This is a genomic window from Actinomyces urinae (assembly GCF_900119695.1).
Lineage (GTDB): Bacteria > Actinomycetota > Actinomycetes > Actinomycetales > Actinomycetaceae > Gleimia > Gleimia urinae.
The window spans coordinates 650,550-677,002 of sequence record NZ_LT632547.1; the positions used below are offsets into that span (position 1 = coordinate 650,550).

General features: G+C 53.5%; 25 protein-coding genes. 9 read left to right on the forward strand and 16 right to left on the reverse strand.

The annotated features are described in order from the left end of the window. The first annotated feature begins 3 nt into the window (after positions 1-3). The 4 genes from BQ7114_RS04250 (at position 4) to BQ7114_RS08845 (ending at position 3,700) form a co-directional block, all read left to right on the forward strand. Positions 4-873 carry a D-glucuronyl C5-epimerase family protein gene (locus tag BQ7114_RS04250; RefSeq protein WP_230205960.1) on the forward strand — a complete coding sequence of 290 codons (870 nt, stop codon included), beginning with the start codon at positions 4-6 and terminating at the stop codon, positions 871-873. A 555-nt stretch (positions 874-1,428) separates the two neighbouring features. After that, positions 1,429-2,061, forward strand: a complete 633-nt coding sequence (locus tag BQ7114_RS04255) for a YfhO family protein (protein WP_083431737.1) — start codon at positions 1,429-1,431, stop codon at positions 2,059-2,061. A gap of 121 nt (positions 2,062-2,182) precedes the next feature. Continuing rightward, a complete protein-coding gene (locus tag BQ7114_RS04260) occupies positions 2,183-3,187 on the forward strand; it encodes a YfhO family protein (RefSeq protein WP_143236791.1) in 1,005 nt (334 codons plus the stop codon). A 96-nt stretch (positions 3,188-3,283) separates the two neighbouring features. After that, positions 3,284-3,700 carry a hypothetical protein gene (locus BQ7114_RS08845; RefSeq protein ID WP_143236792.1) on the forward strand — a complete coding sequence of 139 codons (417 nt, stop codon included), beginning with the start codon at positions 3,284-3,286 and terminating at the stop codon, positions 3,698-3,700. Between the two features lie 85 nt (positions 3,701-3,785). Here BQ7114_RS08845 and BQ7114_RS04265 read toward each other — a convergent pair whose 3' ends face one another. Genes BQ7114_RS04265 through BQ7114_RS04290 form a run of 5 tightly spaced genes read right to left on the reverse strand, consistent with a single transcriptional unit; the run spans position 3,786 to position 10,410 of the window. After that, the gene (locus BQ7114_RS04265; protein ID WP_326844861.1) at positions 3,786-5,822 is read right to left on the reverse strand and encodes a DUF6541 family protein; all 2,037 of its coding nucleotides are present in this window, start codon (positions 5,820-5,822) and stop codon (positions 3,786-3,788) included. Positions 5,823-5,877: 55 nt separating this feature from the next. Then, positions 5,878-7,074, reverse strand: a complete 1,197-nt coding sequence (locus BQ7114_RS04275; RefSeq protein WP_072342370.1) for a glycosyltransferase — start codon at positions 7,072-7,074, stop codon at positions 5,878-5,880. Continuing rightward, entirely contained in the window at positions 7,071-8,225 is a 1,155-nt protein-coding gene (locus BQ7114_RS04280; protein ID WP_072342373.1) for a glycosyltransferase, read from the reverse strand. The genes BQ7114_RS04275 and BQ7114_RS04280 overlap by 4 nt, the downstream gene beginning before the upstream one ends. Further along, on the reverse strand, positions 8,225-9,298 hold the full coding sequence (locus tag BQ7114_RS04285; RefSeq protein ID WP_072342376.1) for a glycosyltransferase: 1,074 nt from the start codon (positions 9,296-9,298) through the stop codon (positions 8,225-8,227). Before BQ7114_RS04285 ends, BQ7114_RS04280 begins: the two co-directional genes overlap by 1 nt. A gap of 11 nt (positions 9,299-9,309) precedes the next feature. Next, a complete protein-coding gene (locus BQ7114_RS04290) occupies positions 9,310-10,410 on the reverse strand; it encodes a glycosyltransferase family 4 protein (protein ID WP_072342379.1) in 1,101 nt (366 codons plus the stop codon). 130 nt (positions 10,411-10,540) lie between these two features. Here BQ7114_RS04290 and BQ7114_RS04295 point away from each other — a divergent pair, with 130 nt between their 5' ends. Beyond that, on the forward strand, positions 10,541-12,133 hold the full coding sequence (locus tag BQ7114_RS04295; protein ID WP_072342382.1) for an asparagine synthetase B family protein: 1,593 nt from the start codon (positions 10,541-10,543) through the stop codon (positions 12,131-12,133). Between the two features lie 32 nt (positions 12,134-12,165). Here the strand turns inward: BQ7114_RS04295 and BQ7114_RS04300 are convergent, their stop codons facing one another. The 4 genes from BQ7114_RS04300 to BQ7114_RS04315 form a co-directional block, all read right to left on the reverse strand. Then, the gene (locus BQ7114_RS04300) at positions 12,166-13,461 is read right to left on the reverse strand and encodes a lipopolysaccharide biosynthesis protein (RefSeq protein ID WP_072344792.1); all 1,296 of its coding nucleotides are present in this window, start codon (positions 13,459-13,461) and stop codon (positions 12,166-12,168) included. A gap of 88 nt (positions 13,462-13,549) precedes the next feature. Beyond that, entirely contained in the window at positions 13,550-14,536 is a 987-nt protein-coding gene (locus BQ7114_RS04305; protein ID WP_072342385.1) for a Gfo/Idh/MocA family protein, read from the reverse strand. Beyond that, on the reverse strand, positions 14,536-15,639 hold the full coding sequence (locus BQ7114_RS04310) for a DegT/DnrJ/EryC1/StrS family aminotransferase (protein ID WP_072342388.1): 1,104 nt from the start codon (positions 15,637-15,639) through the stop codon (positions 14,536-14,538). The genes BQ7114_RS04305 and BQ7114_RS04310 overlap by 1 nt, the downstream gene beginning before the upstream one ends. Beyond that, positions 15,639-16,241 carry an acyltransferase gene (locus BQ7114_RS04315; protein WP_072342391.1) on the reverse strand — a complete coding sequence of 201 codons (603 nt, stop codon included), beginning with the start codon at positions 16,239-16,241 and terminating at the stop codon, positions 15,639-15,641. The genes BQ7114_RS04310 and BQ7114_RS04315 overlap by 1 nt, the downstream gene beginning before the upstream one ends. Before the next feature lie 142 nt (positions 16,242-16,383). Here BQ7114_RS04315 and BQ7114_RS04320 point away from each other — a divergent pair, with 142 nt between their 5' ends. From BQ7114_RS04320 to BQ7114_RS04330, 3 genes are read left to right on the forward strand one after another with little or no spacing between them, the layout of a single operon-like run. Beyond that, positions 16,384-17,058, forward strand: coding sequence for a glycosyltransferase family 2 protein (locus BQ7114_RS04320; RefSeq protein WP_072342394.1), 675 nt, complete (start codon positions 16,384-16,386; stop codon positions 17,056-17,058). Between the two features lie 8 nt (positions 17,059-17,066). Continuing rightward, positions 17,067-17,456, forward strand: coding sequence for a DUF2304 domain-containing protein (locus BQ7114_RS04325; RefSeq protein ID WP_072342397.1), 390 nt, complete (start codon positions 17,067-17,069; stop codon positions 17,454-17,456). Between the two features lies 1 nt (position 17,457). Next, a complete protein-coding gene (locus tag BQ7114_RS04330) occupies positions 17,458-18,777 on the forward strand; it encodes an LCP family protein (RefSeq protein ID WP_072342401.1) in 1,320 nt (439 codons plus the stop codon). A gap of 355 nt (positions 18,778-19,132) precedes the next feature. Here BQ7114_RS04330 and BQ7114_RS08900 read toward each other — a convergent pair whose 3' ends face one another. Further along, complete coding sequence (locus BQ7114_RS08900) at positions 19,133-19,294, reverse strand: hypothetical protein (protein ID WP_154665474.1); 162 nt, start codon at positions 19,292-19,294, stop codon at positions 19,133-19,135. A gap of 76 nt (positions 19,295-19,370) precedes the next feature. Here BQ7114_RS08900 and BQ7114_RS04340 point away from each other — a divergent pair, with 76 nt between their 5' ends. Beyond that, positions 19,371-20,267, forward strand: coding sequence for an LCP family protein (locus BQ7114_RS04340; RefSeq protein ID WP_230205963.1), 897 nt, complete (start codon positions 19,371-19,373; stop codon positions 20,265-20,267). A gap of 74 nt (positions 20,268-20,341) precedes the next feature. On the opposite strand, the gene galE is transcribed toward BQ7114_RS04340, so the two are convergent. From galE to BQ7114_RS04370, 6 genes are all read right to left on the reverse strand, one after another. Beyond that, entirely contained in the window at positions 20,342-21,358 is a 1,017-nt protein-coding gene (gene galE, locus BQ7114_RS04345; RefSeq protein WP_072342407.1) for a UDP-glucose 4-epimerase GalE, read from the reverse strand. 21 nt (positions 21,359-21,379) lie between these two features. Further along, positions 21,380-21,877: a 5-(carboxyamino)imidazole ribonucleotide mutase gene (purE, locus tag BQ7114_RS04350; protein WP_072342410.1), complete on the reverse strand. Its 498-nt coding sequence runs from the start codon at positions 21,875-21,877 to the stop codon at positions 21,380-21,382. A gap of 5 nt (positions 21,878-21,882) precedes the next feature. Then, on the reverse strand, positions 21,883-23,004 hold the full coding sequence (locus BQ7114_RS04355) for a 5-(carboxyamino)imidazole ribonucleotide synthase (RefSeq protein ID WP_072342413.1): 1,122 nt from the start codon (positions 23,002-23,004) through the stop codon (positions 21,883-21,885). Between the two features lie 62 nt (positions 23,005-23,066). After that, the gene (locus BQ7114_RS04360) at positions 23,067-24,392 is read right to left on the reverse strand and encodes an ATP-binding protein (RefSeq protein ID WP_072342416.1); all 1,326 of its coding nucleotides are present in this window, start codon (positions 24,390-24,392) and stop codon (positions 23,067-23,069) included. 3 nt (positions 24,393-24,395) lie between these two features. Beyond that, entirely contained in the window at positions 24,396-25,076 is a 681-nt protein-coding gene (locus BQ7114_RS04365) for a response regulator transcription factor (protein ID WP_034506722.1), read from the reverse strand. A 163-nt stretch (positions 25,077-25,239) separates the two neighbouring features. Further along, a complete protein-coding gene (locus BQ7114_RS04370) occupies positions 25,240-26,301 on the reverse strand; it encodes an adenylate/guanylate cyclase domain-containing protein (protein ID WP_072342419.1) in 1,062 nt (353 codons plus the stop codon). Between the last annotated feature and the right edge of the window lie 152 nt (positions 26,302-26,453).

Below are 26,453 nucleotides of genomic sequence, written 5' to 3' on the forward strand. Positions count from 1 at the left end.
GGTATGAACATTAAGCTGAAACGGCGACATGCCGTAGGAATGACGCTCGCAATCCTTTTGGCGACCGTATTCACTTTTATTCTTTCAGTTGATTACATAAGTGAAGTGGCGACGCGCGCCCGAACAAGCGATCCAGTGATGACACAGATTGCGAAGCTAAGCGAATATGGAAAATCTGCATACGACGGCGGGAAGATACGGGACGACCTACTCGAATCTGAACCAATGGATGATCGCGGAGTGGTGATCACAACGGTTCATGGCGAAGAGGTCTACCACCCTGTAAACACCGCTTGGTTCATCCTTTCGATGCAAGACTCTTTTGAGGCATCTAATAACCCTGAGTACCTAGAGCACGCTCGAATCAATACGCAATACCTACTAGACGGGGCGGAGCGCGCTGACACCGGAACCTGGTTTGCATACCACTTCGAGCATGCTCCCGGCGGGTTAGACAATGGAAATCCCTGGGTTTCAGGAATGGCACAGGGGATGCTTTTATCTGTGCTCTCTAGAATGTATGAGATCACAGGCGAGCAACAATACAAGGACGAGGCTACGGGAGTTTTCCAAACATATTTCGCCCCGAAGTCTGACTCGGATTACTGGTTTGTGAACCAAGATGACTGTAATTGGGTTGGCCCCTGCCTCTACTTCGAGGAATATCCGTCTCGTCAAGAGCAACAAAACTCTCACGTGGTGAATGGCTTTATTTATTCCATTTGGGGCGTTTATGACTATATGCGAGTATTTCAAGATCCCGACGCTCTGTCCCTCTTCAATGCCAGCGTGACCACGTTAGAAAAATCATTTGACCGTTATAGGTATCCGGGGGGGGGCAAGCTGGTACGCAATGAACCAATTTGGACGTGATGCTTGGGGGCGCCCCGAGGGCTACCATATTGGGGTTACGAAGCAGCTCGAAATAACATCGGCGATAACAGGAAGCAAGATTTTAGCTGATCAAGCGCGAACACTCTCTCAGGACTGCTCGTCACAACCTTGTGACGAGCAGCAATAGCGGGAGCATTACGGATAGAATCTGCGACGTCGGTTTGAGGGCGCACTGGTGATGGGCTAGTGGTAGCCACGCGGCCAACAGGCCTTCACAGTACTGAATATAGCTTTAGCTAAGGCGGAATGATGCGGGTGAAAGAAACTCCAGGGACTCACAAGATTTCCTTATTTTTTGCAAGCGCTCTTGGAGCGGTGCTAGTACACCTCGCTGCGCGTCTAAAAGGCTAGAGTCTATCCTTTCGGAACGTACAGTGCCAGGATCCATGATTTTGGGGCCCAATACCTGCCTTTCTATTCGAGGCTTAGAGATCAGATTCTCCAAGGAAGTGGACTTTCAGGGATGACTTTCTCATGGACTTGGGATTAGGCGTCTCATCGATTCCGGACCACGCCACCTAGCTTGGCGATCCAATAACGCCTCTTGCTCTTCTGCTGGTTCCAAGCCATCAGATCCTTGCGGCCTTGCTCATCAGTATTTTGTTGAAAGTTGCCTTAGCAGCTGGCTTCATGCGGCTCTTGATAAACTATTTGAGGCGAGATTTTACCGGCATCATTCCGCTGATCATTTCCGTTGGATACGCCTGCTCTAGTTGGGTGTTTGAACTGGGTCAGTTCGTCCCCCAATGGCTCGATGTTCTGTACGGGATTCCGCTACTCTTTTTTGCCGCGTTAGAAATGCGCAAACCAAGACCCAGGTGGATCCTGGCCGGCGGCGCCGTGGCTCTAGTGTGGTGGACAAATTATTACGTTGCCTTTATGGCTAGTATCGTGGCGGGCTTATTTTCCATCACCGTGACATTAGGGCTGGGTGGTTTTAAACAAGGTATAAAAAATGTGGCGCGTTTCGGTGCAGTTGGCGTCCTGGGTGTAACCATCACTGCTCCTATCCTAGTACCGACTATTAATGTCCTGTTCCAAGGTGTAGGGTACGAGTCCGTAGAGAAACTCATTACTTTCGGAAAGTCAGTTGCTGGAATCCGAACGCTGCCGTTCACGGCCACGGTTACCTACGCACCGCCGCTGTACACAGGCTTTGTCGTGTGAGCTTTTTTTCGCCTTCTTCTTTACTCGGGATTTGACTTGGCGTTTCAAAATAGTCTGGCTGATCACAAGTGCGGTGCTGCTTTTGTCTCTGACTAATATGAAGGCACAAATCGTTTGAAGCCTGTTCCAAACTCCGCATTGTACGCCGTATCGCTGGGTTTTTGTCATCACCGCATGGATGGTAGTGACGGCCGCTTTAGCATGGGAATCGAAATCCGGTAACAACAGGTTTAATGACGGAGAACAACTGGACGGCCCGAACTGGCTTCAGATTGGCGCGGTTTCACTATTGGGTATCGGCGCTTCATTGCTTCTATACCTGCGCGCGCGTGCCGTTAGCTTTACGTTGCCCAGTCTATGGACTCTCACCACATATATGTTTATTCTCTGCGCCTTGTTATTCGCCCTATTGATTGTCAGATGGTATCCAGTACGCAAGACAGCAGTAATTCTTGGACGCACATCTGCAGCATTGCTATTGATAGCAGTTAGTTTTGAATATGTTGATACGGGCGCTCTTGTAGATGAGAAAATCATGCCTCGAATCGAAATAGTTAATACTGACGTTGAAGCCAAACGTATCGAATTGAGTGAACGTCTCACCGCCGATGAGTGGCCTATCCACCGGCTAGGTTGGATACACGACGACTTCACAGATCCTAAGGCTTCTGACAACCTATCTGCCCGCTACATTTACCCTGGAACTGATTACTACTCGACGACGGTCACGTCCCAATACCCCGATACTCTCACTACTTTGGGCATGGTGACGAGCAGCGGGGCGCGTTTCTCGTGGTTACCAGAAGATTCCATTCTCAAGGGCGTACTTTCAGTCGCATCCAAAGATGACCTACCCGCACTTCCGATGGCTCGGGTCTATCCTGACCAGTTCACCCCGAACGACATCACAATGCCCAAGGAATATGAAAGCCGTTCATCCCTTAGTAACGCACCCAATCTGTACCATTTTGAGCCTATTAGCGTTAAAAACGCCGCAACGCGTGCAGAGGAAACAGAACTGCGCGACGGTGAAACCTACTTGTTTTCCACGTCATGTAAGCCGGGAACAACAGTATTTGCCGGAGTGCATCGCTATGACAGGATTTCCGACGCCCCCACGGGATAACACATCGAGGGAGTAAACGGTGTTGCCGCTTCGTCAGACGGCCTGCTGGGCGAGATAGGCCGAGCCACCGAAGCTACCCAAAGTTTCAAGCTACATATGGCAGCGGACCGGACGCTAAATGCAAACCTTTTCGTTGGTTGTGCTGATATTGACGCATACCTGCGCGGCACAGAGAAAATTGTGGACCCATCTGGCCTTGTGATTAAGGCAGAAGAGGTAACGGCTACTTTTACGCAGCCAGTTTCTGGGGAATTCGTCTTGGCTACCCCGGCGGTTGATGGGTGGTCTTGCTCCGCTGATAGCAAGCCGATTTCGGTGTCGAGTCGAGCCGGCTTGCTATCCGCAACCGTTTCGGGTTCAACGACGGCACACTGCAGTTTCACTCCCCCACTGTTTAGAGCTGGAATAGGGATATCCGCGCTGGCTCTCCTCCTGCTATGTATGCCGAGTGTGGTAGGTAGGCTGCGCAGGCATCAAACACATTCGGCTGAGGGAGATCAGCCCACTGCGTAAATTAAATAGGTCGGGAGCAAAATGCGGTTGCACAGTCATTCTGACTTGTGCAACCGCATTTTCAGTACAAATCGAGGATGGATACCTACTCAATGCACGCCTCTTGCCTGCCTGCCAAAATGCAGGTGGTAGCAGTGCGTTCGAATGGGTAGTAGTCGGGTCGATCAGGCGAAGAGCAGAAGTTGATCTTGTAGATCGCTGCACTACCACCCTGGTCGACTTTTTCGAAGCCTTTTCGGAGCGGCACGTTATAAAGCCCCGGGCGCATCATGTCTGTATCCTGCCCGTTATAGTAAGAATGCTTGTCCGCGTAGAAGTATTCAATCCCATGAGTTTCAAGAATCTCGCAGATACGAGCATTTGTCTCAATGTCTTTGAAACTTTGCAACAGGAGAACATCGTCTCGATTACCCGGACTGTTAGGGTATGGCCAAACCGTTTTCACGTTAGACAAAGGTTGTAGTAACGCGGCTCCAGCTGCTGGATCGCCCATCACAACAGCATTCGACGGAAGCGTTTCCTTTGCTCGTTTAATCATCGCGATTTCGTCTTTATCCGCCAAGAATCGGACGTTATCGCGATCAGGATAGAACGCCTGATGAACGCTTTGCGCGATTGCCGGAGCTATCCACGAATACGCTAGGAGAGTAGATAGCATTACTACCCCCCACCTGTAACGGTCTACTCTTGCCCCCCTCGCAACGACTAGCTTATTCCAGATCGTGTCTGCCAAAAGAGCGAACAGCGGAACTACGAAAATAGCAAGCGCCGCCTTGGGCCTGTCCGGATAGTTGTAGTAAAGGCTTGTAATACGGCTCAACCCTGGAATTGGGAAGAATGTGCCAATCACGAGAAGCCACTGCGATAGCCAACCGGCAAGCATAATCCAACGGCGCCGCCTATATGCAACAAACAGAGCCGCTAGGAGCAACAGAAGCACAAAACCGTAGAAAGAAAGGGCTCTTATGCCCCCGTAGGGCATGTAGAGCGTGGCGCTGGCAAATAGTTTTTCTAGGGCGGAATCCCATCCCACTTTAGGGAATCGATGAAACAGGATATTTCGAGCAGGAGTTGGCCCATCAACAACGAATACCATCAGGTAGAAGAGGAACAGGGCACCGGCAATGTTACGAGCAGCCCGTTGCTTGTTACCACGCTTATAGAAGATGACACCAGCCCGCACGAGCTCAAACAGCAGGTACACAAAGAAAGCAAAAGACGGTGGAAGCATGGTAGACGGATGTATACCGATTAATCCAAGAATAGGAACCGCAGTCACAAACAGCACTGCAAAAATTGACAGCGCAATGTTCCGGATCGAAGTCAGTCTTCTGATGGTCTTTGTTGCGTAATACCAAAGCGCCATCATTCCAGGCATCATGACCATTCCGAGAACAAATGGCCACAGCGTAGTCTCTAACTCCAACCTGATCATCGCGATAGGTGCGAGCACAGACCCAAGCAAGCTCCATTCATACAAGCTCTGTTTACCACCAATGGCAACCGACCAAGCACCAACCCCAACGAGCCATATCAAAGGCGTTATTATCATCAACGTATTCGCGGCGATGAGGGCTTGGCTAGGTCCGTTAGTCACGAGGCTTAGCATTGCGTGCCATGTATTTGGGTAGTACCATCCGGCGTCGCTCAAACCCGCCATGGTTGCGTTCGAGGTAAGGGGCGAGGCATTACCTGACTTTTCCATGAGCCACAGCTGGTTATAGTGGTAGCTCGAATCGCCACCTTGCACGATGTCAACGGGACTGATCGTCAAGATGATTGGAAGAATTACTGCGATCCAAACAATTACCGTCATGACCAGGCGAGTTGCTACGCGCCTACCCGACAGGCAGTTTTGAGGAATCATGGCGGCAACACTCTTGCCCAGGCTAGTCCGCGCCAAAATCCAAGCGCCCACCACAGCGATCAAGGTGAAGCCAAGAAACGGTATCAAACCCCATCTAAACGGCAACAGACAATTGAAAAGCGACCATAAAAATATGAGGCCAACACTCCAGGACGGCGCGGTGGCTAACCGTAATATTGGTGAGGCTTTTGGGAATAGAACCGTTGAAACAACCATTCCAGGTATCACTATTATCGCCAAGACCGAAAGGAGCATTGGCAAAATGGGAACCCACTGACTTAAAGTTTCCAAAAGAGTCCTTTATCGTAAGTCATTTCGCAGATCTATCGGCAATGTAATTAGCCACAGCCTTCCCCACTGCCTTCATCGATCGGTTCTCTTCCACCCATTTGTGCAGGCGCTGCGGCTCTCGCGTCTCACGTGTTTCGTTAAGCAGAGTCTCCATAGCCTCAAGCACCGACTCCTCACAATAGGGCACACAAATGCCGAGATCATTATCTTCAATATCGTCTATTGCCGGCCCAACGCCAGCATAGAGAACAGACGTTCCACACGATAGAGCGGTTAGTGCTTTAGTGGGGTATGCGAGGTCATAACCGATTCCCGGCTGAATAGAGACACAGCTGGCAATAGCCTCGCTCTGCCAACTAGCTGCTTCCTGGGGTGGAACGGTCTTTTGGATCACTAGGGGCTCATAGTCCGCACCCGCCACTTGCGCCCTCTTCGCAAGCCTGTCCGCGATTTTCTCAAGCTCAGGGACGCTGTCTCCCCTCGTCAGATAAAGGAACTGAACGTCGCGGTCTGGATTCCAGAACTTCTCAAATGCGTTCGCAAACAATTCAGCGCCCTGCCACCCAGAGGCTGTACCCGCATAGATGAAGTATGGACGCGAGACCCGCATGAGATTCTTCTCTTCTGGAGTAAGCCTTGGAGCCTCGGGATTGAAAAGCTCAGTATCTGCACCATTTGGCACAACTGCCACCGACTTAGCACCCATTTCCTGCACTCTTTGCGCCACGCCGTCGGATACGGCGATGCAACCGCGTGCCCCCCTGACGGCAAACGTCTCGAGGTTTCGTACCGTCTTCTTCACGAAGCCGGGAACATCCATGCTGTCTGTAGCATCAGACCACACATCCGCCGCATACCAAAAATATGGGATACGGCGAATCGTGCATGCCACGCGCGCAACCGTTCCAGTAGTTGGAGGCGGCTCAACCAGGATGAAGTCGACTTTCGGCATTGTGAGTAGCTTCAAGAAAGCTTGGATATCAAACGAGGCATATGACAGGTAACCCTTGACGTAGCCTTCTTTGTCACGCAAAACAGGGACCCGACAGATCGTGCTATCTGGTTCAGCCTCAATACCTACGGGTGGTTCAGTAGTAAACACGCGGACCTTCGATCCTGCTTCTTCCAACCCGCGTTTTACCGCTTTTAAGCGTAGCGATGCTGCGGACGGTTCTGGTGCGAAAATCCGGCTAACAATGAGCCCCGTAAGAATCATGATCCCATTTCCTCAAATGCGCAAAGAGCTTGTTCATAAACATCGGTGTGGAGTTTTGCGTACGCATCTCCTGAGAACCTCTCGTAGGCCACCCGCCTTACCTCTTCTGGTTCTTTAATGACACTGCCCGAGGCAAAATCACGCATCGCATCTACCAGCGCATCGTGATCGTCGATCGGTACCAGAATCCCGGTTTCCTCTTGGACCATGTGTGCACCACCAAAACTTGCTGATGCAATTACGGGAATACCCAACGCTTGTGCTTCTGCAAAAACCATGCCAGCTGTTTCACTTGAAGATACCAAAACCAGTACATCCTTAGTGGAAAGAACTCTCGGTAGTTCATCGCGACTGATTTGGCCAAGCACATTCACCGCACCAGCGACCCCAAGTTTTCGGGTGAAAGCGCGCACCTCATCGCACCGAGCTTCAGACCCGCCGATAATGTCTAAAGAAGCGTCATACCCTTCATTGAGAAGGTCTTTAAATCCGACGATAGTTTCTTCAACACGCTTCCAACGGTCCAAGCTAGAAATGTGAACGAACTGAGTTTTGCCAAGCACGCTTTTATGCAAGGGGTAGTCATAAAACATTTGCGGAACAGGTAGCGTTCCAACACCGAATTCTGCTCCGTATTTTCCCCCAAGTTCCTTCGCGAAGTTTGAAGACACCGCAAGCCTAAAGTCGGCATCTTGAACCGCACGTTTAATGGCTCGAAAACGCGGATTGCTCTCGTTGGCCTCTAGTGTTGATCCTCTGTGCTCCGTAACGCCAAACGGGATATTCCAATATGTAGCCATCACTTTGGCTGTGAGGATACCGGGGAACACTGATTGCGCATGAATAATTTCCGGCTTGCCCCAACGCTTTGCATAGGCTCGAGCAGCCTCAGTCGCATGGCGTTTAATAAGAGTGTAGTCTCCAGGCAGAATTCCGCGCGGTACGGTTTTAACCGTCTGGCGTATTACACGCTTGTCTCGATCTATCTGAAGCTGGCGGTTCCCCTGCTGCCAAAAGCTCTTCGGGTTTAGGTAGTAGACGCCTACCTTATGCCCATGCTCTTGAAGAACCTCTATGGCCTCTTCAAAAAAATGCCCATTAAGCGGGAACTCGGGGCTTGGGTACCATGACGGCGTCCATAAAACGTGCATTATTGAACCTTCATCAACAAATTAGCAACAGCTTGTGCACGTGCACGCCAAGTATTATTCGGCCTGTCGGCAAGCACTTTATTTGTGTGCGTGACTATTTCTTGTCCATCTTGGTTCAAGCGTTCAAACAATTTCACCAGTGTTTGCTCTTCATTGGGAACGGTCCATCCCCAGTTGTTACGCGAAATAACCTTAGCTGCCAAAGTCCCGTCCGTAGCGATTATCGGTTTGCCGCGGCCCACATACTCATAGAGTTTGAAAGGCACAGCGAACGACCAGTAGTGAGTGGGATCAACGGCAATCACCGCTACATTCGCACTCGCGTAGTAGTCATCAAGATCGCTACCTTTGGCGTGCACTACCCGCACGTTGGATTCATGAATGTCGTATTCATGCTCAACGGCCTTCCAGCGATCCTTATCTGTACAAATCGTGAGTGTAACCGTGGGAACGCGCTGAGCGGCTCGCACCAACTGGTGCAAGTTGTAATGAGCACCGATACCGCCAACATAGAACATGTTTAGAGGTGAGGGGGACGCTGGCACGTCTACCGGTTCACCGCCCGGAGGTAACTCTTTTACCTTTGCAACGCGCAGTTGAGGGATCTCTTGTGCCATTTCAAAAGAGGGCACAAAAATTATGTCGGTGTAACGCTTATAGAGTGCTAACTCATACCTGTACAGTGCACGCATTCCTGTTGCGAGTGGTTTACCCACTCGCTCCTCGTATTCGTCATACACCCAGTACAAGTCGCGATAAAAAACCGACGTAGGCACACCATACTTTTTCAGCGTACGAAAAATTTGCGCATCTAATAGCAAATGCGGAAAGTGATTGGAATCCCCAATCATCGCAGGGATAGTCGCGGATTCTGAATACATGAACGCGAACTGTTCCCCGTTGGCTAGCTTCGCCTTCAGCTTGCGGAACTTCGCTCTTCTAACCGAGCTCTGTCCCGTCAAGTCAAAAACTTCAAAGCCCGCATCTTTGAATGCTTGAAGCATCCTTCGCGGTCTGATCGCAGAAGCGGAGACAGACTCATAGTTGAGCTCATACGCGGCATGGTAAATCATCCTTACCAATGTCAGAAGCCTCGCTTCTCAATGCCGCGTTTGTACAGATCAAAATATGAGGTAGCAATCGTGTGTGGCTCAAAACTATCGCCAACCGTTGCAGCAATGCGCTGCGCATCCCAATCAGCGGTATTTTCGAACAGGTCAACAACCGCCTCGGCATATCCGCCGGCATCCTGCACGCTCATGAGCCTGCCAATCGCAGGATCAATGTACTCCCCATGGCCGCCGTTAGCTCCTACAACTAGCGGACGCCCGTTAACAATCGCTTCGGCAGCGGCTACGAAGAAGTTCTCACCTTGAGTCGGGCCAATAAAAATATCAGCCTCTGCCAGCTCCTTTTGCACCCCGGTTTTGTCTACCGTTCCCGGGAACTTCGCATTCACACCTAGTTCAGTAGCAAGCGAGATGGCTTCGTCACGCAACGGTCCATCCCCTAGCCAAGTTAATGTGGCCTCGAAACCGCGCTTTCTGAGCTCATCCAACACTCGCACCGCGAGCAGAGGATCCTTACGCTCAACTAGCGCTCCAGTAGAGATCAAACGGATAACTCCATCACGCTCACGCCGCGCTATCACCTTTTCGGGCGATGGAACCTGACATGGGATAACCTCAACCGGTTTTGAACCGCGGATGCGACGTAGCGGCTCGGCTAGATAATCGCAGACGGCAACAGCAACATCTGGAAGTAATTCCATCTTCAAGAGAGCGGGGCGAAGTTTTTGCCATGACGCGGGCAGAGTTTGCGGGTTGGTTATCCCAGACCAGTGCTCGGTGTGCACCCAAAACTGCTTGGGGCGACCGAACACAAACGGCTCGACAGCGGAGATTGCCTGGGTATGTACCACATCAAAATCTCTAATTAATGGCGCTATTTCAAGACGTGCGCGCACGATGTCTAGCGGATTAGAGGTGCTCATCGGAACCCGAATGGTTCTAATCCCCGAAACAACCGTCTTGCGGCTTCCGTCATCTTCGTGGGGAGGTACTAAATGCACAACGCTTAAGTCCACGCCCGCTTCACACAACGCTTGACTATCTTTCAGAACAAACGCGCCTGAACTCGGGTTCACCTGCGTGGGAAACCACGGCGTAACAATGCCAACCCGCATTCCGCTCTCCCAAAATAGATATCGAAGATTATTTATTCATCCTAACCCACGCCGTGAGTCAAGACGAGTATTCAGCATCCATACGCCTAGCCTGTAAGCTTAGAAAGGCCAGTCGCGAAAGGGATATTCAGTGAAGATTGCGGATGCTCCAAAGTGGGAACAGTTTGATGTGCCAAACGGGCACCTGTGGTGGCGTTCAACCCTAAATGTAGCCCCCGAGCTTTTAACTGGTAGTTCAATCACCGATTTTGTCGCGGCTCAACGTGGGAACTGGGCGGCGATCATTAAACGCGACGATCAGGTTTGGGCAATCACGGATGGTTTGCGTTCGTTCCCGATTCTTTACACCTACATCGACGGTGAATTGGTCCTGTCTTCGTCCCCCTGTGAGCTAACCCGGATGATGAAGAAACCCGTGCGCAATGAAGAGGCGGCGCAAGAGTTTCTTCACACTGCATTCGTGCTTGGAACCGATACGCTCATCGAAGATGTGCAGACAGTACCAGCGGGAACAGTCGCCGAGTTCAGCTCGTCGAAAGACGTTCACTTCACTGCTCACGCTAGCGCGTTTAACCATGAGCAGACTCAGAATGATCCTGGTGCACTCATGGAAGAGTTCTACCAGACCATTCTTGAACTCACTTCCAGTTTTGTAGTTGACACGCGCGGCCACCAAATCTTAATTCCACTCTCTGGCGGCGCAGACTCTCGCCTTTTCATGACTGCGCTAAGAGAAGTTGGCGCCGACAATGTACTCGCGTTTACCTACGGCGTAAAAGACTCATCTGAAGCAGAAATCTCGCGCTTGGTTGCAACCGGCCTAGGGTATGAGTGGAAGTTCGTAGAACTGGATCCTGCAAGGGTTCGGCAACGCTGGTACAGCCCCGAAACCGCCTCGTTTTTGAAGGATACCTGGAGCGGGAACGCCCTACCTCACATCCAAGACTGGTATGCATTGGGCGAACTGAAGAATGATCCAGACGTAGATCCGCTCGGCATCATTAGCCCCGGACACACGGTGGTGGGAAATGAACACGACGCGTGGGCTTACGATCCGAATCTAACGCTTGGATACGCCGACATGGCGCGCGTACTTGCCCAACATCACTTCACCTTGCAAGGCGACCCGGAATTTGCGGCAACCCACAGCTATTCGCGCAATAAGATTTCCGCATTCTTGCAGCAGTACTGGCCAGATGCAGATCAACTAGACAAGATACTGGTATTCATCCAGTTCAACCTGTTAGAGCGTCAGGCAAAATACATCAACAATTCCGTTCGAGCATACGAGCACTTCGGTTTCCAATGGGCAATGCCCATGCTTGAAGCCAAGGCATGGGACAGTTGGTTCACTGGCACACCAAAGGCATGGGGAGACGACCGTGAACCGTACATCCGGTTCACCAACGAACGTTACGAGCATGTCTCCGGCACTTCCCTACCCAACTTCGGCGGCCCCGCTGCACAGTTGGATCCCACGTTCAAGAAGACGCTCAAGAAATCCCTTGATCTTGTTGGGCTGTCAAGCATTATTGAAAAAGCTTACGCGGCGCATGTCACTCGCCACCATCCGATGGCATTTGAAGCCCTCACCGGAAACCTAACGTCCAGACAACTGGATTGGAAGTTACTAAAGGGCAGGACGATCCTGGGAATATACAGCGAGCTTTTCTTGGAAGGGACGTGGACGCCAGAAGGCGCTGTGCTACCTCCAAGCAAATGATCCATGCCTTTGGCCAGGTCTAGGGCAAAGTGCTAGACGGAATCCTCAGTGGCGAGTTCGCGTCGATCAAATCGGCGGGCTGCGAAAACAGACATTACGGTCATTGCAACCAAGAATGCAGCCATAATTGCTCCCATCACGTAGACGGTTCCAAGCAGATCAAGTGGAGACAGAAGCAACCAGGTCAATGGACCGATCGTGTAAAGGATCGAGTAGATCAACAACCAGTGTTGCGTGCCGGTGACAACAAACATCGTCGAAATTGGCGACGTAATGAGTAGCATCGCCATCCATGGGATAAGAGCACGTGCAAAATAACCCGACTGGCTAAAATCTGCTCCGAACAAAATCGGTAGCAGCCACGGCGCTACCAGCCACAGAAGAGCGAACGGAACAACTCCAATCAAAATTGCACGTTTGATTACGTTCTTAACTTCCGGCAACATTTGGCCTGGCTCGACCGTAGAGAGCTTTTGGAAAAATACCTGTGAAACAGCTGAATTGATCAGCATCACGGGGACATTTACTACCTGGTTCGCGATGTTGTACTCGCCAAAATCGCCAATGGAGACTCGCCCAATAAGCAGATTAATGCCGTTGATTCTTACCGCATCAATCAGCACATTCGGGCCATTCAATACAGGCATCTTCCAATGCTTACGAGCAAGTTTGCGCATTGGGCGAGCCCCGGACACATCTAGCGTGCGCAAATCCTTAGCCCTAATCCCAAGATTAAAGAAAGCGTACGCCTGTCCAACAATCTGGCCGCCCACCAGGCCGGGAAGGGTATGGATACCTGCCCAACCAAAAACCACCTGACCGCTACTGGTTCCAACCTGTTGCACCACACGGTTTTTAGCAATGGTCTTGTAATCAGTTTTCCGGTTGTACCAATACTGAAACAAAGTTGCGCCCGCCATAAAAAATGTGGTCAGGCCAGCTAGAGGCATCCAACTTGCAACCGTTTCAGAATAAAGATTGGCTACCACATCACGTAGAGGGAACGCCAACACAGTTATTACTAGCGAATTGATCGCGATCAGGCGCAGCGCCAACATGGCTACTACTTTTGCGTCACGATCATCTTTTTCAAGCATCAACGCCATGTCATAGCGTCCCGCAGCAATCGCCACTGCAATGGCAACTATTGAGTTGAAGGTCCCCAACTCTCCTAACGCTTCACGCCCATAAAGCCGGGTAATGATCATCATCATGAAGAAGACAACCAACTGTGCAAGTGCCGTACCAGTCACAAGAGTCAAGACGTGACGAAGGAACGGAGAAGAAGCCGCGACACTCTTCACATACGAACTAATCCTGTCGAACAACAACTCCCCCTAACCACACTCAAAGAAACGGACAGGGGCAGCCCCGCTCCAAATCTAAGCAGAACCGCCCCTGCGCCAAAGCACTAAGCTACAGCTTCACAGCCTCACCAGACGCGGCCGAATCCAGCATCGCCTGAATCACCTTCATAGTCTGTAGGCCCTCACGCATCGTCACATGTTCCGTACCCGTGCCAAGGATGGCATCACGGAAATGCTCATGCTCAACACGTAGCGGCTCACGCTTAACCAGAGCAAAACGCGTAACCTCGCCCTCAGACACGCCGCGGAATGCCGCGATCTGATCCCACTCAACCGGGAAACGACCATTCTCGTAGAACGTCAAATCAGACATCGCCGTATCAGCCACAAGAGCGCCACGCTCGCCCGTAACGATCGTAATGCGATCTTTAAACGGAGTTAGCCAGTTCACCAGGTGGCTCACCAACACGCCGTTCTTAAAACGGCCAGTAGCCGAGACCATGTCTTCAAACTCGCGGCCCGAACGGTAAGCCGTCTGAGCATAAATTGACTCGTACTCAGAGCCCGCAACCCACGCCGCCAAATCCACGTCATGCGTTGCCAGATCCTTCACCACGCCCACATCCGAAATGCGAGCCGGGAACGGGGACTGACGGCGAGTCACAACCTGGTATACGTCGCCGAGGTAACCCTCCGAAACCAAGCGGCGCATCTCCAGCAACGCTGGGTTACAACGCTCCACGTAGCCAACCGCGCCAACTACGCCAGCCTCGTCAAATGCCTTGACCATGGCCTCGCCCTCTTCAAGGGTGGAGGCCAGCGGCTTTTCAACCAGCGTGTGCACACCGGCCTCAGCCAGCTTCATCACGGCCTCGAAATGGTAAGCGGTAGGTACAGCCACAACGGCGGCATCAATACCGACCTCGAGCATCTGCTCAACGCCCGGCAGAACCTCCATGCCGCGAGCTACATCAAAGCGATCGCCACCCGGATCCGCGAGCGCAACTAGTTCAAAGCCCTCCGTCTCACGCGCATTTCGCACGTGGTGGCGGCCCATGGAGCCAATGCCGAGAACACCAACTCGAATATCAGACATTAAGCACCAGCCTTAGCAAGAGCATTCACGGCCTCAACAATGCGATCCAAATCAGCCTGAGAGAGCGACGGGTGAACCGGAAGCGAAACCACGGTCTTCGCTGCTTCCTCAGTTACCGGAAGATCGAGGCCCGGAGCGTAGGGAGCGAGGGAGGGCAAACGGTGGTTTGGAATCGGGTAGTAAACGCCCGAACCAACCTGGTACTCATCACGCAGAGCTTCCATGAAACGATCGCGGTCAGTATCAACCACGCGGATCGTGTACTGGTGGTAAACGTGAACAGCGCCCTCGGCAACAGCCGGAACAACAACGCCCTCAAGGTTTTCTGAAAGGAACTTCGCGTTCTCCTGACGCTTCTGCGTCCACGCTTCAACCTTCTTCAGCTGCTCGCGACCAATCGCGGCGTGAATATCAGTCATGCGGTTGTTCAAACCAACCAGCTCATTTGCGTAGCGCTTCTCCATACCCTGGTTGCGTAGCAAACGGCTATTGCGTGCCACCTCGGGATCCGTGGTGGTGATCATACCGCCCTCACCGGCCGTCATATTCTTGGTCGGGTAGAACGAGAATGCTGCGAACGTACCGAACGTTCCGACCTTCTTACCATCCAGTGAAGCACCGTGAGCCTGCGCAGCGTCCTCAAACAGCATGAGGCCGTGCTTGTCCGCAATCGTCTTCAGATCATTCATAGGAGCCGGATGGCCATAGAGGTGGACCGGCATAATCGCCTTAGTGCGCTCCGTGATCGAAGCCTCCACGGACTTCGGATCCAAGCAGAAATGCTCAAGATCGATGTCAGCAAACACCGGCTTGGCACCTGCAATAGCAACAGAGTTGCCCGTAGCAGCGAACGTAAACGACGGTACGATGACCTCATCGCCCGCACCAATACCAGAAGCCAACAGGCCAATGTGAAGAGCGGAAGTACCGGAATTCACGGCAATCGACTCGGCCCCCGGCGTCATCTGCTGCGTGAATTCCTCTTCAAAAGCAGCTACCTGCGGGCCCTGCGCAACCATGCCAGAGCGAAGGACTGCAGTAACAGCTGCAATCTCTTCCTCACCAATCAATGGTTTCGCTGCGGGAATCATCTCTCGGGTCATTACTCGCTAACCTCTCTTAGCTCACTATCGCTAATCTGTTCAAAAACCTGCCCAGTCTTTGGGCACTTGAAACGATTTTCACTACCTTCAACCGGTTGTAGCCTCACGCCACTTTGCCCAACCCAACCAATCCGGCGGGCTGGAACACCAGCAACCAACGCAAAATCTGGCACATCCCTCGTGACAACCGAGCCTGCCGCAACAGTGGCCCACTCGCCAACCGTCACAGGAGCCACACACACCGCGCGAGCACCAACAGAAGCTCCACGCTTTAGCGTCACGCCCACGTGATCCCAATCAGATGCACTCTTTAGCGATCCATCCGCATTAATCGCACGCGGGAACAAATCATTAGTCAAGACAGCAGCCGGGCCAACAAAAACGCCGTCGGCAAGCTCAGCGGGCTCATAAACCAGGGCATAATTCTGCACCTTGCAGTTATCCCCCATCTTCACGCCCTCGCCAATATAAGCGCCGCGGCCAACAATGCAGTTCTTTCCGATCTCAGCATTTTCGCGAACCTGCGCGAGGTGCCAGATTGAGGTTCCCTCGCCAACCTTCGCCTCAGCTGAAACGTCTGCACTATCGACAATTCTCGGCATAAGTCCTCCGTTCAGTTGTAGTCAAACCTATTCTACGCTCATTATCACAACGAATAGCGGCGGCTAATCAGCGTTTTTTCACATAAAGATTGTAAAGTGGTTAACGATTAGAGACGTAAATTTGAAGAATCATAGGGCACACATGCAACTGACAGACAAAACTTGGCTCGTTGTCCCCCTATACAACGAGGGCAAAGTCGTGCGTGGAGTACTCACAGAAGTACGCAAAACCTTCCCGAACATCATCTGCGTTGACGACGGTTCCAGTGACAACTCCATCGCAGAGGCCCTCGCAGCCGGCGTCAAAGTTGCCGTACATCCCATTAACCTTGGACAAGGCGCTGCCCTTCAAACCGGGTTCAGCTACGTACTCGAAAACACCGACGCAAAATACGTCGTTACCTACGACGCCGACGGCCAGCACCGCGTTGAAGACGCGCTTGCCATGCTGGATGCAGCAGAGAGCGAAGACCTCGGCTTCGTATTCGGATCACGCTTTCTTGAAGGCAAAGCCGAAACTGGAGCATTCAAGAGACTCGTCCTTAAAACCGCGGCATTCGTCACTCGCATGCGCACCGGTGAGCAACTTACCGACGCACATAATGGTCTTCGAGTAATCCGCCGTGACGCCCTGGAGCAAATCGAAATCACCCAGAACAGGATGGCTCACGCCTCCGAAATCGTGTACCAGCTATTCGACACTAAACTCAAGTGGCGTGAAATGCCCGTACACATCATCTACACGGATTACTCGCGTTCCAAGGGGCAATCACTACTGAACTCGATCAACATTTTGGTCGAACTAATAATGAAGTAGGAGCGGAAATGTCAGCAATATTTGGATCACAATGGTTCATTAAACTCCTGATCGTCGCCATCCTACTGATAGCGACATACTTCATCATGAAGCCCGTTAAATCCGCACAGCACCTCGCAATGCGCCGGCTTTCAATGATGATCTTCATTGCATTCGCAGTAATAGCCGCGCTATTCCCCGCGCTCCTATCCCGCGTCGCAGTTTTTCTTGGTATCGGACGCGGCACTGACCTGTTGCTTTACGGGTTAACGCTTGCGTTCTTCAGCACCCTCGTCACCGCATACCGGCGTGATGCTGCAGTCGAACGTAAGCTCACCCAACTAGCGCGCACCATCGCTCTAACCACCGTTCGCGACGGCGAGCCAAAACCCAAGAAGTCCACAGAAGCCGAGGACTAACGTGAACGATCGCGAAACCAATCATCTCCAGGAAGAGGCCGTTCGCAACCTGGTACGAGACCAGGGCAAGCGGACCCTCACCAGTGGCCCCAAACCAAACAGGCGCCGCCCGCGTTCAGCACAGAAGCCTCGGCACACCGTGTTCCGATTCAAACGGCACACTCTGCGAACCATCGGCGCAGCCCTTTTTGCCATATTACTTTTTGTTGGCACCTCGGCCGGGCTCTTGTACTACGACCTATCAAACCGGGTTGCAAAGTCTGAACTACAAGTCGAACAATTTGCGCCCCGTAACGAAGCACGTCCGCCCATGGACAGCTTCGATGGGCGCCCTGTGAACATCCTTCTACTTGGAACAGACTCTCGCGTTGGTGAAGGAAACTCCCGATACGGAGACGATGAAGACACCTCAATGCGAGCAGACGTGACAATCATCGCGCACATCTCGCAGGACCGCTCACGCGTACAGCTGGTATCCATCCCTCGCGACACTGTTGTGGACATCCCCTCCTGCGTCCTCAAAGATGGAACCGAAACATACCCCCAAACTGGACAAATCAACTGGGCCATGTCCATCGGCTCCGAATACAACCAAGAAAACCTGGACGCCGGCGTGGGATGTAGCTGGAGGACCGTAGAAGAGCTAACCGGCATCCCCATCGACGGATTCATACTATTTGACTTCGCCGGGTTCGAAAGAATTATCAACGCCCTGGGCGGCGTGGATATGTGCTTCGAAGAAGACCTATACGACGAGGCTGCAGAACTCGATATATCCGCAGGATGCCACGTACTCAACGGTCACGACGCCCTCGCCTACGCCAGAGCGCGGAAGGAAGTTGGAAACGGGTCCGATATTTCTCGCATTGGCCGTCAACAAGAACTAATGGGGCGTATCTTCCACACTGCGCAATCACAAAACTTGCTGACAGATTTCCCGAAACTCTACGCTTTCCTGTCCGAATCCCTGGACATCATCAAGACGTCTTCAAACTTCTCGCGGATAAACACGTCCATGGGGCTCGCGTACTCACTATCCGGGCTTTCAGGCGATGGATTGCAATTCGTAACCATGCCACTTACCGAAGCTCCTTGGGACCCCAACCGAGTGATCCCCACGTGGCAAGCAGACGAGCTTTGGCAATCGATCCAAGAGGATGCGCCGCTGCCATCCAACATTTGGATCACCGACTCTGAAGGCAACGTGGTATTCCTCGAAGAATCTTCCGAAACCAGTTCCAGCGAGGACGGACTTGAAGACTCCGATGGCTCTAACGATGAGTATTTGAGGGACAGCGATGGTGAGGGAGAAGGCCTGTGAACGACGGTGAGCCTCCCAAGAGCATTCCACCTACCATTCCACCGCGAGAAGGGCGCAACCGCCCCTCCGTGGAGGGCGCGAAACACGTCGGAAAGAAAACCGGTGGACGGTTGAGTGACAATGCCAGCACGCGCAAAGCCAGCTCAAGCTCAGCGCAAAACGTGCACGGACGCTCCGCGTCCTCCCCCGCAAACCGTAACTATCGAGGTTCCCAAGCTGCCCGTGACGGCGCTCCCAGCCAGCACGCGCGCTCGACCAACTCTTCTACCAAACAAGAACCAAAGCAACCGCGCGAACGCAGACCTAGTGTAGATCGTGGTTCATCTCAGCCGGGAAGACGACAGCCTCCGCCCTCCTACGCACCGGCATCAAACCGATCGCGCGAGCAGACTCCACCCTCGTATGCGCCAAACCGGCGCTCATCTACCTCGCGAACACCTGTGGAACCAGCGCGCCTCAACCGCTCGGTAGCGGCCTCGCCCACCTTGAAGCCACAGCCTCGTCCAACCGCTTCCAATGCGCCAGGCGCGCCTGAAGGAAGTGCTGCCCGACGTAAACCAAACAGACGTCGCCGTGCCCTAGTAAGTGTTTTGGTGATACTTGCAGTACTGCTTGGATGGCCCCTGTTGCTGCTCGGCTGGGCAGGCGGAAAAGTAGAACATGTAGATGCGCTCAGCGGGGCCGCCGACACCCCGGGAACAACCTATCTGATTGCTGGATCGGACTCGCGCGACGGTACACAATTTACTGACGAAACTGAAGGGCACAGGTCGGACACGATCATGTTGCTTCACCGTGCGCCCAACGGCAACGCCTACCTGGTGTCGATTCCGCGCGACACGTGGGTGGATATCCCTGAATACGGGGAAGGTAAAATCAACGCCTCGTTCTCATATGGAGGCCCTGAACTGCTGGTGGATACTGTTGAAGAACTCAGTGGCATCACAGTTGACCACTATGTAGAAGTTGGGATGCAGGGTGTTGTCTACATCGTGGATGCTATGAACGGAGTTGAGCTCTGCCTCGACTACGACGTTGATGATCCTCGCTCCGAACTCGTGTGGCAGGCCGGTTGTCACAACGCGGATGGTCGCACTGCTCTCGCCTTTGCGCGCATGCGCTACTCCGATCCAAATGGCGACATTGGGCGTGCGGAAAGACAACGTCAGGTCATTGGAGCGATCGTGAAGACGGCGGCCCGTCCAACGAATTCCCTAAACCCCGTGCGGCAAATGAAGATATCCTCGGCTGCAGCTCAGTCTGTTACCACCGACCCGGATACATCGAGTCTTGAACTCGCGCGAATGGCATTGGACTTCAGAGCCGCAACATCGAGTGGCAATACGGGCACTCCCCCAATTGCCACGATTGCTCTTGAGACCAGTCAAGGCACTGCCGTGTTGCTTGACGACGATGCTGATGAATTCTTCCGCAAACTCGCCAACGGCACCCTTACCTCTGCGGAGCTAAATGCCAACGGGCTTCCCTAGCGCAGCGTCCTAATAGTTGTGGGGTGAGCGATCCAGACGGACCGCTCACCCCACAACTACTGAACTACTAAAACCTAGTTCTTCCCAAACAGCTCGTTAGTTTCTGCAACGTCAATCTTGCGAGGGCCCGCCTGCCAAGCGCTCCATGCCGACTCCACGATCTGCGTAACGTCATACTCAGCATTCCAGCCCAGGTCCTGAGTGATACGGCTGGCATTGCCAATCAGCTGGGGTGGGTCGCCGGCGCGGCGGCCTTGCTCCTCCGCCTCGAAATTAATACCACTTACCTCGCGGCACGCATCCACAATCTCGCGCACCGACGTACCCTTGCCCGTACCCACGTTGTAAACGTTGTGCTTTAGATCCGATTCGGATGCCAGAGCATCCAACGCGTCAATGTGAGCGCGCGCCAAATCCTTCACATGGATGTAATCACGGATGCACGTGCCGTCCTCCGTAGGATAATCCGTACCGAAAATAGCGGGAGCCTTACCGCGTGCCAAGCGCTCAAAAATCATTGGGATCAAGTTCAGCGTTGCAGGATCACCCAAATCGTCCCAGCCTGAGCCCGCCACATTAAAGTAACGTAGGCCGATCCAACGCAAGCCCCAAGCACGCTCACAATCAGCCATCATCCACTCGCCAATGAACTTCGTTTCACCATAGGGATTAATCGGATGCTTCTCGATGTCCTCGTCCACTACTTCAACCGGTGGCATGCCGTAAACCGCGGCAGAAGAGGAAAAGATCATCTGGTTCACGCCAGCCTTCTCCATCGCCAACATCACGTTAGCCATGCCGCCCACATTCTGCTGGTAGTACCAGGCAGGGCGCGACACCGACTCGCCCACCTGCTTGCGCGCCGCAAAATGAATCACGGCCGTGACGTCCTCGTCCACCATCGTGTTCAACAAAGCCTCGCTCGACGCCGTATCCGCGATGTCAAGCTGTACTAGTTTTGCGGAACCAATGCGATCTTTCGTTCCATACGATAGGTCGTCAACCACCACAACCTCATCGCCGCGTTCTTGCAAAAGCCTAACTACATGGGCGCCAATGTAACCGGCGCCGCCAATCACCATAATGCTCATAACTACAGTCTAAAACTCTCACTAATTGGTTTGTAAAGATCGTTGCAAAGTCTGGTTTTTCTGACCGGACTGCTGGGCCAAATCCTGCTGGAAACGCTCCATCTTCTGTTGCAAAGCCGAATTCGACATAGCAAGCATTCGAACCGCGAGGAGGCCCGCGTTACGCGCCCCACCAATCGAAACGGTAGCGACGGGAACCCCTGCGGGCATCTGCACAATCGACAACAATGAATCCATACCATCCAGGTATTTGAGTGGCACCGGTACACCAATCACCGGCAGTGGCGTTGCTGAAGCGAGCATACCCGGCAGGTGTGCCGCTCCCCCAGCACCGGCAATAATCACCTTTAGTCCGCGCCGGGCGGCCTCCTTGCCGTACTCCAGCATCGCCTCCGGCGTGCGGTGGGCAGAAACCACGCGCGCCTCAAACTCAACGTCAAACTCACGCATAACCTCAGCAGCCTGGCCCATGACCTTCCAGTCCGAATCAGACCCCATTACAATGCCAACTTGAACCATGTCGCTCACTTCCCAAACAGAATATCGATGGCCTTGCCCGCCTTGTCACGAGCCGTCTTCACATCATGGGCACGCACCGTTACGTGTCCGAGCTTACGCCCGGGGCGCACGCTCTTTCCGTACAGATGGACGTGAACTCCGGGCAGCTGCTTCAGCACCTCCGGGAGGGCGTTAGAGGCCTCCTCGTACTTACATCCAAGCAAGTTCTTCATCACCCATACACCCGGAATTGGTGTGGTCTCACCAAGGGGTAAATCTAAGACCGCACGCAAATGCTGCTCAAACTGGCTGGTCAGCGCACCATCAATCGTCCAGTGGCCCGTGTTGTGCGGACGCATTGCAAGTTCATTGACCAAAAGAACCGGCTCTGGTCCATCCACAACAAACATTTCGACCGCCAGGACGCCAGTCACCCCAAGTTCGCGCGCAATCAGGTCACCAACAGCTTGCGCTCGTGCCGCGACCTCTTCAGACAACGCGGGGGCCGGTGCAATCACCTCAGAGCAAATGCCGCCTTCTTGGATCGACTCCGCGACCGGCCACTGCTTCACCTCACCGGAGGGAGTGCGCGCCAAGAGCACCGCAACTTCGCGAGTAAACGGCACCTTTTCCTCCAGCAGAACCGGCCCGGCCGCTATCCAATCATCAACGTCGTGAGCATCCGAAACCACGCGCACGCCCTTGCCGTCGTAACCGCCCGTCGGGGTTTTTGCGATAACGGGCCAGCCTACCTCCTCGCCAAACTCTGCCACGTCCTCGCGACTGGTGGCCTGCATCCACCGGGGCACTGGCGCCCCAATTTCCTCGAGTTTCTTGCGCATGGCGAGCTTGTCTTGCGCGTACAAGAGGGCGCTTGCCGGGGGCTGAATGGAAATACCATCGCACTCGGCGAGGATCTGGGGTGGGATGTGCTCATGTTCGAACGTCAGCACGTCGGCGCCCTTAATCAACGACTTCATATCATCGAGGTTATTCGGATCACCCACGGGCGCATTCACGGTGACCTGCGCGGCCGAACCGTTACTGGCCTCGACCATGGTTCTTAGAGTAATTGCCAGCTCAGTTGCTGGAGGGACCATCATTCTGGCAAGCTGTCCGCCGCCAACCACAGCTATTGTTCGACTCACCCATTCAGCCTATCGCGCACGGCGCAATAGCGGCGGCCCGTCTCACCTGTAGGCCGACCACCTTAGAATCTGCGTTTGCGCCTGCCCACCGACACCAGCATCCCCTCTGGCATGACAACGTCCGGGTCCAAGCTGGTTGGCATTGCCGGTAGAGAGACCGTGAAGATTGCGGGTTTTGCCTGCGTGAGCTCTAGCCGGCCACCCGTTCCTTTAATGAGGTCACGAGCCAGAGGCAACCCAATTCCCGTGGACCCATGCGCAGAGACGCCCTTTTCAAAAACTATCTCCGTCATGTCTTCGGCTACGCCTTCACCTTCGTCAGAAACGTCAATCAGAACTCCACGCGACGATGTACCCTTGCGGCACACCACTCGGGTTGTGCCCGCTCCGTAACGAAGCGAGTTCTCAATCAGCGTTGCCAAAACCTGCGATAGCACCGATGCTGATGCGAGCACGGGTTGCGCAGCCTCGTCGGTGAAAACCAGCTCTCGCCCCTGTGCCTCGAATGCTTCCTCCCACTCTTCGCGCTGCTGGTTGAAGATTTCGAGAACGTGGATCGCCTCCGCGTTGCCTCCCGCGCTCTTGGTTGTGGTCAGGAGGTCACTGATCACCTGCGTGAGGCGCTCAACCTGTTCAAGACACACACGCACTTCGCTCTGAATCTCCGGATCATCCGTGATGAGTTCTATCTCCTCCAAACGCATAGACAAAGCTGTGAGCGGAGTGCGCAACTGGTGTGAGGCGTTGGCAGCGAACTGGCGTTCCGCAGCAAGACGGCCCGCCATGCGCTCCCCTGTGCGCACAAGCTCTTCTTGGACGAGATCGATCTCTTCAATACCGGAAGGGTTCACGCGGGCGCGCACCTGTCCGGAACCGATTTGCTCTGCCTGCGCAGCCAGATAAATAAGGGGCGCGGAAATGCGCCGCGATCCGCGCAAAGCTAACCAATAACCAACTGCGAGGGAAGCCATAATCCCGGCGAGGAATACCGCAACAAGCCGAATGATTGTGAGAATTGTAGGCCACGCTGAGATCTCGCTTCGTACCGTGGTGCCCGACGGCAAGACAACTGACGCCGTCATGCGAGGGGCATCAATATGCTCTCCTCTTTCAACAAGGCCGGCTTCACTTGGATTATTTATGCGCACGTACGCGCTGCTGAGCATATCGTTTCCCAACACCCAGTTGTCTAGGTTGCGTTGCGTGAGTTCATCACCCGATTGGATTCTGCGCTCAACCATGTTGCCGAGTAGTTGCGTGCGCGACTCAAGATCATGCTGTGCGGACTGCCAAACCAGCGCGCCGCCAATGAAAAGCGAGGGAATGCCCAGAATTAAGACCGCCACGGTCACAGCCGTGGCGATCATTTTAATAACGCGTGCGCGCATGTGTTAGGCCCGCTCTTTTTCGAACCTGAATCCCATGCCACGAACGGTGGTGATGTAATGCGGATCCGCAGCGTCGTCCCCAAGCTTGCGACGTAGCCAAGAAACATGCATGTCTAGCGTCTTGGTGGATCCGGTTGGATCCGAACCCCAAACCTCGCGCATAAGCACGTCGCGCTCAACCACGTTGCCTGCCTCACGAACGAGGACGCGGAGCAAATCGAATTCCTTAGCGGTTAGCTGCAACTCGCGGTCCTTGACGAATGCGCGATGCGCACCCACATCGACGCGAACGTCCTGCACGGTAAGCTCGCCGTCAGCCTCTTCGGTTCCCGTGCGGCGCAACAGCGCGCGAACACGGGCGAGAAGCTCTGCGAGCCGGAATGGCTTAGTCACATAGTCATCCGCGCCAGCGTCTAGGCCGACGACCATGTCAACCTCATCCGCGCGAGCGGTCAAAATCAGAATCGGGGTGGACAGCCCAAGTTTGCGCACCTGGCGAGCTACATCCAGCCCGTCCATATCGGGAAGTCCAAGATCAAGAACGATGAGGTCGGCGCTATCAACCTCGTTTAGAGCTCCACGACCGGTGCCGTGTGCCCTAACTTCGTAACCCTCGCGGCCAAGCGCACGGGCTAGGGGCTCTGCAATAGCAGGATCATCTTCAACCAAAAGAACTGTAGTCACGCCTTTATAGTAGGCCATATTTGAGCATTGCACATGTCTTGAGGAAGTAAAATGTAATGCGACATCAAGATACTTTTTACTATTTGAGGGTGCGAGTAATCATTTTTTCGCTACATATCGACGTTTCCTATACGAATTGTTCGCGAAACTGAATGATTACAGTTTAGAGAGATTCAATTGGTAAGTGTTCAACAGGTGGACGGTCCTCAACGGTCACCTGGAACGGGACCACCCGGCCCACTCCTCGCAGATCGGCTTCTTTCGCTGCAGACACGCGATACCACGGCCCAGCCTCACCGCGCGCGATCTTGCCAGCGGTCTCACCGTCGGTAATGATTTGCCCAACCGGCGCGACATCAACTAACCTCGAAGCGAGATTGACGGGCGGCCCAAAGACGTCCCCCGACCTCGAAAACACTGACCCTTGCACGATCGATGCGCGTACGGGCAACATCTTGTGCATGCTGTTTAGGCGTTGCATCAATTCGGTAACTACGCGCAGTCCGGTTGGTAGATCATCAGCGATGTAGAACACGGCATCGCCAATCATTTTCACTACGCGACCTCCCGCAGACGGGATCACAACGCGGCATACGGTTTCGAACTGGTCTATGAGGTCAACGAGGTCCTCTTCGGGAAGCGAAACAGACGAAGACGTGTAGGAGACCATGTCTACGAAACCGAGGGTGCGAATCAGTGGGAAACCGTTTGTCTCCCGTTCGCGACCACGGTGTGAAACTTCCTGGTCTACGCGCGTAATGATTGACTCAAGTTGGCGTTTCCACGAGTAAATGAGCTCCTCTTCGAGGAAGGGCAGGAAGTCGCGGAACTTGTCTAGCGTCACGAGCCTGGCGGACGTGTCATCTAGCGTGTATCGGCGCGCTACGTCATCGACGAGGGCTTCCATCTGCCACAGCACGAGCCGGTCCGTAATGTGTGCTTGCGCGCGAACGAGCGATAGCCCGGTTTGTAGGTCAATGCGACCCGAGTCGATTAGATCGGACCAACGCTGATATGCCTTGAGGTCCTGAGTGGTGAATACAACCTCGCCTTCGACAGCCGGAGCAAACCCCATGGCAACCCAATAGGAATTAACGCGGGTTACTGGGGTTTCAGTGCGCGCCGCTACATCTGCTGCGCTTAGCGTTGGTTCGCCGCCCAGCAGGATCTTCCTGTAAGACCCTGTAGTTGAAGGCGACTGACCGGCGTCGGGGGTGTTATGCATCACCTCAACTCTAGTCTTTTGCCGAGCTGGTTAGCGACTGTTTAGAAACCTGGCAGCAGGCCACGGGCCGTTTTGCGGTTTATTTCGTGCTAACCATTGATTTATTGTTCGTTTTCGCCATATACTTACTTGTTCTTAACAATCGCATTTTG